Consider the following 6764-nt stretch of genomic DNA (forward strand, 5'->3'; position numbering starts at 1 on the left):
AATCGAACCACCGACACGCGGATTTTCAATCCGCTGCTCTACCAACTGAGCTACCGGGCCGTCGCTTGGCGTTGCACCAAGCCGAGCCCATGATTATACAGCGCTACGGCGTCCCCTGGACAGGTCGACACCCAATTGTTTGAGTTTGCGATAGAGGTGGGTGCGCTCCAGGCCAGTCTTCTCGGCCACGCGCGTCATGGAACCGTTCTCCATGGCCAGGTGGAACTCGAAGTAGGCCTTCTCGAAGCCGTCGCGCGCGTCGCGCAGGGGGCGGTCGAGGTCGAAGCTCTGCATCGCCTGCGGGCCAGGCTCGGGTGTGGGCGGCAGCGCGGCACCGGCCGGGCCGATCACGGCGCTCATCGGTACGCCGGAGATCAGCGGCTGACCCGCCGCGGCCATGGGCGGCACCACGGCAGCGGCAGCGCGACGCGCGTCTTCCTTGGCCAGCGCGCGCTCCACTTCCTTGAGCAGCTTCTGCAGCGTGATCGGCTTTTCGAGGAAGGCGAAGGCGCCGATGCGCGTGGCCTCGACGGCGGTGTCGATGGTGGCGTGGCCGCTCATCATGATCACGGGCATCGTGAGCAGTCCGGCGGTGGCCCACTCCTTGAGCAGCGTCACGCCGTCGGTGTCGGGCATCCAGATGTCGAGCAGCACCAGGTCGGGCCGGGCGCGCTGGCGCGCGGCACGCGCCTCCGAGGCGTTCTCGGCCAGGTCGACGTTGTGACCTTCGTCGTTGAGAATTTCGAAGAGCAGGTCCCGAATGCCCAGTTCGTCGTCGACCACCAGGATGTTTGCCATTGAATGATGAGTGCTTGCTTGTAATCAGTACCGCGCTGCATTCCCTCTGTGCAGCGGACGATGCTCAGGTCGTCGCCGGCGCCCGTGTGTCGTTGTCCGACGGGTTCTGTGCGCGTCCGGTTGCCATCGCAAATGATAGCGAGACTTGCGCGCCGACCACAGACCCATCCGCCGTGCGATTGGACAGTTCGATGCGGGCGCCGTGCTCGTCGGCGATCTTCTTGACCACCGCCAGCCCCAATCCGGTGCCCTTGCTCTTGGTGGTGACGTAGGGCTCGAAGGCTCGCTGCAGGATGTGCTCCGCGAAGCCGCTGCCCGCGTCCAGCACCGTGAGGCGCACGCGCTGGCCGGAGTCGGACAGCCGCGTGCGGACGATCACCGGCGGCATCGCGGTGCCCTTCTGCGTCGCGGCCTCGGTGGCGTCCTGGGCGTTTTGCAATAAATTGTGAATTACCTGCCGCAGTTGTTGCGCGTCGCCGCGAATGGGCGGGCAGCGCGCATCGAGCTCCGCCTCGATGGGCACGGCAGCGTTGGCCGGGTCGTACAGATGCAGCACCTCGGTGACGAGGGCGTTGAGGTCCAGCGGCTGCAGTTGCGCCGCGGGCAGCCGCGCGTAGTCGCGGAATTCGTTGACGAGGCGCTTCATCGCGTCGACCTGGTCGACGATGGTGCGCACCGATTTCTGCAGCACCGCCTCTTCCGCAGGCGGCAGCTTGCCGGCCAGCTTGAGCTCCAGCCGCTCGGCCGACAGTTGAATGGGCGTGAGCGGGTTCTTGATCTCGTGCGCCAGCCGGCGCGCCACCTCGCCCCAGGCCTGGGCGCGCTGGGCCGAGACGATCTCGGAGATGTCGTCGAACACCAGCAGCCGCTGCGCTGCCGGCAGGCTGGCGCCGCGGGCCACGATGTTCACCGCGCTGCGCTCCACGCCGATGCCGCTGGCGTGCAGTTCGTAGGCGTGCTGCCAGTGGTCCAGGCCGTGCTGCGTGGCGTCGAGCTCGAACTCGTCGAAGCGGTGCAGCACGGCCAGCGCGAATTCCGCCAGGCCGGGCACCTCGGCCAGCGGTCGCCCCTCGTAGGCGGCCAGCGGCGCACGCAGCACGCGCGTGGCGCCGGGGTTGGTGGAGACGATGACGCCGGCGCGGTCGAGCACCATGACGCCGGCGGTGAGGTTGTCGAGGATGGTCTGCAGGTTGGCGCGCGCCGCGTCCACCTCGCCCATGCTGCGCTCCACCGCGGCGCGCGCGTCGGCGAGCTGCTGGGTCATCTCGGCGAAGGAGCGCGTCAGGCCGCCCAGTTCGTCCCGGCTGGTGGAGACCTGCGTGGGCCGCAGGTCGCCGGCGGCGACCTGGCGCACGCCGTCGGCCAGCACCAGCAGCGGCCGGGCGAGCTGGTTGCCGAACAGCACGGCCAGCAGCACCGCGCCGAACACGGCGAGGAACAGGCTCAGCGTGAGGGTGCCGATGTACATGCGGCGCAGGCCCTCGCGGGCCAGGGCGCGCTCCTGGTACTCGCGGTTGGCCTCCTGCACCGCCAGCGCGTTGGCCACCACCGCCGTCGGCAGGGGCTGCACGATCTGCAGGAAGCGCGGCTCGCTGCGCAGGTCGAAGCCGGGCCGCGGCACCAGCGCCATGGCCTTCACCTGGGCCGGCGGCACGGCCCCGCCGGGCAGTTGCGCCGCCTCGTCCAGCCCTTCGATGTAGGCGACGGCGCGGTCGGCCCGCACCTGGCGCAACTGTTGGGGCGTGGGCCGCTCGGGGTTGAGCTCGAAGCGCGAGCTGCCGGCGCTGGCGATGAGCTGGCCGGAGGCGGTCCACAGCAGCAGGTTGCTGGCGCCGAGCTGGTCGCGCATGCGGTCCAACGCCAGCGCAGTGCTGGTGTCGGGCACCTGCGAGAGCTGGCCCGCCGCCGCCCGCGCCTTGCCGGCCAGGTCGTCGGCCAGCGAGTCGAGCGTGGCGCGCCCCAGGTTCAGGCCGGCGTCGAGCGCGCCCTCGACCTTGACGTCGAACCAGCTCTCGATGGAGCGGGCGACGAACTGGTAGGAGACGGTGTAGACCAGGATGCCTGGCACCACGCCGACCAGCGCGAACACCGCCGCCAGCTTGACCAGCAGCCGGCTGCCGAACTTGCCCTGGCGCAGCCGGCGCGCCAGGCGGAAGGCGACCCAGCCGATGACCAGCAGCAGCGCGATGGCCACCACCACGTTGATGGCGAACAGCCGCGCGTAGTTGCGCTCGTACAGGGCCTGGTTGTTGGTCGACTGGGCCAGCAGGAACATCAGCACCAGCCCGATGGCGGTGACGGCTGCGGCGCCCACGCCGATGGCCCAGCGCACGCCGCGCGAGCGGTGCGGCGGAGCGATGGGCGGCGTGCTCATTGCATTTTCTCCAGCGGCAGCTGCACGCTGCGCTCGACAGCGACGTTCCAGTCCGACTGGCCGACCAGGCCGATCTGGAAGGGCCGGGGCAGTTGCGAGGTGTCGAGGCGGAAGCGGAACACGACCGGGTAGCTCTCCCCCTCCTCGCCCACTTCCGACGCGTCGGCGATGCGCAGCCGGCCGATGCGCCGCACCGCGTCGAGGGCATCGTCCAGCGAGTCGAAGTTCTGGTTCAGCGTGACGCCCGCGATGGCGGCGGTGATGGGCACCGGCGACACGTTGAGCCGCCAGCGCCGCGTCAGCGGCTGGTAGGCCAGCCGCATGTGGCGCGCCGCATGGCCGATCTTGCGGTCGGTCCAGTACCAGCGCTCGCGGAACAGCTCGGCCTCGGCGACGAAGTGGATGGCGATGCCCTTGTCCAGCACGTCCAGCACCGGCGGCGGCAGGTCGAGCCGGACGGCCGCGCTGACGAAGATGCCGTCGTCGCTGCGCTCCAGCTTGAGCTGGGTGACTTCGGCAGCAGGGCCCGCCTGGGCCCGGGCCGCGGGCAGGTGCCCGCCGCCGGCAGCCAGCAGCACGGCGGCCGCCAGCAGGCGCAGGCAGCCGCGGCGCCCATCGCGCTCAGGCCCGGCGCTTTTCAAGCAGGGCGTAGAAGAAGCCGTCGTGCTCACCGAGGGCATTGTCCGCGACGGCGTGCCGGCCCGGCCCGCCCTGGGGCAGCAGATGTCCTGGGGAGGGAAGCACTTGCGCATCGGTGTTGCTTGCAAGGAACGCATCGATCTGCTCCGAGCCCTCGCGCCGGAAGACCGAGCAGGTGCAGTACAGCAGCCGTCCGCCGGGCCGCACCAGCGGCCAGAGCGCGGCCAGCAGCATGGCCTGCTGCAGCGCGAGCTGCTCCACGTCGCTCTCGCGGCGCAGCCAGCGCACGTCGGGGTGGCGCCGCACGATGCCCGAGGCGGTGCAGGGCGCGTCCAGCAGGATGGCGTCGAAGGGCTGGCCGTCCCACCATTCGGCGGGCCGAGCCGCGTCCGCCGCGCGCACCTGCGCCTCGCCGGCCAGCCCGAGGCGCGACAGGGTCTCGTCCACGCGGCGGCAGCGGGCCGGGTCGACGTCCAGCGCCGTCAGCGCCAGGCGGCCGGGCCCGGCGTGCTCCAGCAGGTGCGCGGTCTTGCCGCCGGGGGCGGCGCAGGCGTCCAGCACGCGCAGCACGCCGCCGCCGGTCGGCGCCAGGCCGTCCAGCAGCAGCGGCGCGGCCAGTTGCGCCGCCGCGTCCTGCACGGAAAACTCGCCGGCCTCGAAGCCGGGCAGTTGCTGCACCGGCCGCGCGCGGCCCAGTTCGAGGCCGCTGCCGGCCACGCGCCGCGCCGGCAGGTCCATCGCGGCCAGCGCGGGCAGGTACTGCGCCACCGAGGTGCGGCGCACGTTGATGCGCAGGGTCAGGGGCGCCGCCGTGTCGTCGGCCCGCAGGATGCGCTGCCACGCCTGCGGATGGTCGCGCCGCAGCCGCTCGATCCACCAGCGCGGATGGTTCCAGTGCGCCACCGGCTCGTGGTCGGTGAGTTCCACCAGTTCGTCGCGCTCGCGCAGGAAGCGGCGCAGGCAGGCATTGATGAAGCTGGCCTGTGCGCGGGTGGCCGGGTTGCGCTTGGCCGCCTCGACGGCCTGGTCGACCAGGGTGAAGGGCTCGTAGGGCGAGCGCGCCGCGTCCCAGCCCAGCGCCAGGGCGCCGCACAGCAGCGCGTCGGCCGCGGGCGGCGGCGTGCGCTTGGCCAGGTGGCGCCGCAGGCCCTCGCCGCGCCCCAGCCAGCGCAGCGCCTGGAAGACCAGGGCCTGCACGCCGGGGCGCAAGGCCGGGTCCACCGCCTCCAGGGCGGGGGTGGCCGAGCTGCCGGCCCGCACCGCGGCCAGCACGGCGGCCACCTGCTGAAGCTGCTGCCACAGCGGCGGCCCCATCGGCGGCGTCGCGGCCGGGGAAAGGGGGGAGGATGAGGAAGGCGCGGACAAGGTGGAAGAAAAAGGGTCGGTGCGTCGAAGGATGGCGTGGTCGTCAGCCCAGCGGGGCCGCCCGCCGCATCCGCAAGAGCCAGGCCACCAGCACGGCCGGGAACTGGCCGATGGCGTGGTTGTACTGGATCACGGCGGCGTTGAACTGGGCGCGCGAGATCTCGGCCAGCGCCGAGGGCTCGGGCCAGACCAGCGGCACGGCGGCGGCACCCGATGCCGGCAATTCCTGCAGAGGCGCGGGCCGCGACAAGGTTCCGTCGGGCTCGAAGCTGATGGGCTCCGCGTCCGGGTGCATGCGCTGCCAGGCCATCAGCAGCACGCCCAGGGCCGTGCCCAGGGCGGCCATCGCCTGCGGGTCGAGCGGCCGCGGCCGCGTGCTGCCCATGACGGTGGACATCTGCGCCGACGCCGCGCGCAGCGCCGTCTCGGCGCTGTGGTCGTCGCCCGGCCCGCCGGCCGACGGAGCCGGGAGCGCCGCCTGGACGAAGTCCAGTTGACGGACCATCTGCGCGTCCAGCGCGGCATAGGCCTGCAGCGCGGCGGCGCGCAGCCGCACCAGGCGGTTGTGCGCGCCGACGAACCAGAACAGCAGCGCCGCCAGGGCGGCCCAGGTGAGCAGCGAATCGCCCAGCCAGTTCACCGCGGCGGTCTCCGTGGAAGAAAAAGCGCCCTTCTCCCGCACGGGGAAGAAGGGCGCAGCAGGCCGGTCATGGCCAAGGGTCGTCGTCAGGCCGGCAGGCCGGTCACTCCGAACCCTCGCTGGCCTCGGCCGTGGTCGCGGCGGCCTCGCCGGACGATGCCACCAGTTCCGCGGCCTCGGCTTCGGCGATGGCGCGGCGCTCGGCCTCGTCCATCGCGTCCTTGGCCTTGCGCGCCTGGTGGTACGCCAGGCCGGTGCCCGCGGGGATCAGGCGGCCGACGATGACGTTCTCCTTCAGGCCGCGCAGCTCGTCGCGCTTGCCCATGATGGCCGCCTCGGTCAGCACGCGGGTCGTTTCCTGGAAGGAAGCGGCCGAGATGAACGAGTCGGTGGACAGCGAGGCCTTGGTGATGCCCAGCAGCAGGTTGGTGTAGGTCGCCGGCAGCTTGTCCTCGGACCGCAGGCGGTCGTTGGTGTCCAGCATCTCCGAACGCTCGACCTGCTCGCCCTGGATGTAGGCCGAGTCGCCGGGGTTCTCGACCACGACGCGGCGCAGCATCTGGCGAACGATCACCTCGATGTGCTTGTCGTTGATCTTCACGCCCTGCAGCCGGTACACGTCCTGCACCTCGTCGACGATGTAGCGCGCCAGTTCTTCGGAGCCCAGCAGGCGCAGGATGTCCTGCGGGTCCGCCGGGCCGTCCACCACGGATTCGCCCTTGTTCACCACCTGGCCTTCGTGCACCAGGATGTTCTTCTCCTTGGGCACGAGTTCTTCCCACACCTTGCCTTCGGGGTCGGTGATCTGCAGGCGGATCTTGCCCTTGGTCTCCTTGCCGAAGGACACGGTGCCGGTCATCTCGGCCAGCAGGCCCTTGTCCTTGGGCGAACGCGCCTCGAACAGCTCGGCCACGCGCGGCAGACCGCCGGTGATGTCGCGGGTCTTCT

At 71.5% G+C, this 6764-nt stretch carries 5 protein-coding genes and 1 pseudogene; all 6 read right to left on the reverse strand.

Translation table 11 applies throughout. The features are described from left to right. Positions 1 to 93: 93 nt before the first annotated feature. Positions 94 to 798, reverse strand: coding sequence for a response regulator (locus ACIY1X_RS23290; RefSeq protein ID WP_038213635.1), 705 nt, complete (start codon positions 796 to 798; stop codon positions 94 to 96). Between the two features lie 64 nt (positions 799 to 862). After that, a complete protein-coding gene (locus tag ACIY1X_RS23295; protein ID WP_399685234.1) occupies positions 863 to 3172 on the reverse strand; it encodes an ATP-binding protein in 2310 nt (769 codons plus the stop codon). Next, complete coding sequence (locus ACIY1X_RS23300; RefSeq protein ID WP_399685237.1) at positions 3169 to 3813, reverse strand: DUF4390 domain-containing protein; 645 nt, start codon at positions 3811 to 3813, stop codon at positions 3169 to 3171. Before ACIY1X_RS23300 ends, ACIY1X_RS23295 begins: the two co-directional genes overlap by 4 nt. Further along, positions 3794 to 5125: a 16S rRNA (cytosine(967)-C(5))-methyltransferase RsmB gene (gene rsmB, locus ACIY1X_RS23305; RefSeq protein WP_399685242.1), complete on the reverse strand. Its 1332-nt coding sequence runs from the start codon at positions 5123 to 5125 to the stop codon at positions 3794 to 3796. Before rsmB ends, ACIY1X_RS23300 begins: the two co-directional genes overlap by 20 nt. Before the next feature lie 94 nt (positions 5126 to 5219). Further along, complete coding sequence (locus ACIY1X_RS23310) at positions 5220 to 5816, reverse strand: lema family protein (RefSeq protein WP_399685240.1); 597 nt, start codon at positions 5814 to 5816, stop codon at positions 5220 to 5222. Positions 5817 to 5919: 103 nt separating this feature from the next. Next, positions 5920 to 6764 (reverse strand): annotated as a pseudogene (locus ACIY1X_RS23315) (DNA-directed RNA polymerase subunit beta'); the annotation flags it as partial.

It is taken from the genome of Xenophilus sp. (assembly GCF_044462705.1).
Classification (GTDB): domain Bacteria; phylum Pseudomonadota; class Gammaproteobacteria; order Burkholderiales; family Burkholderiaceae_C; genus Xenophilus; species Xenophilus azovorans.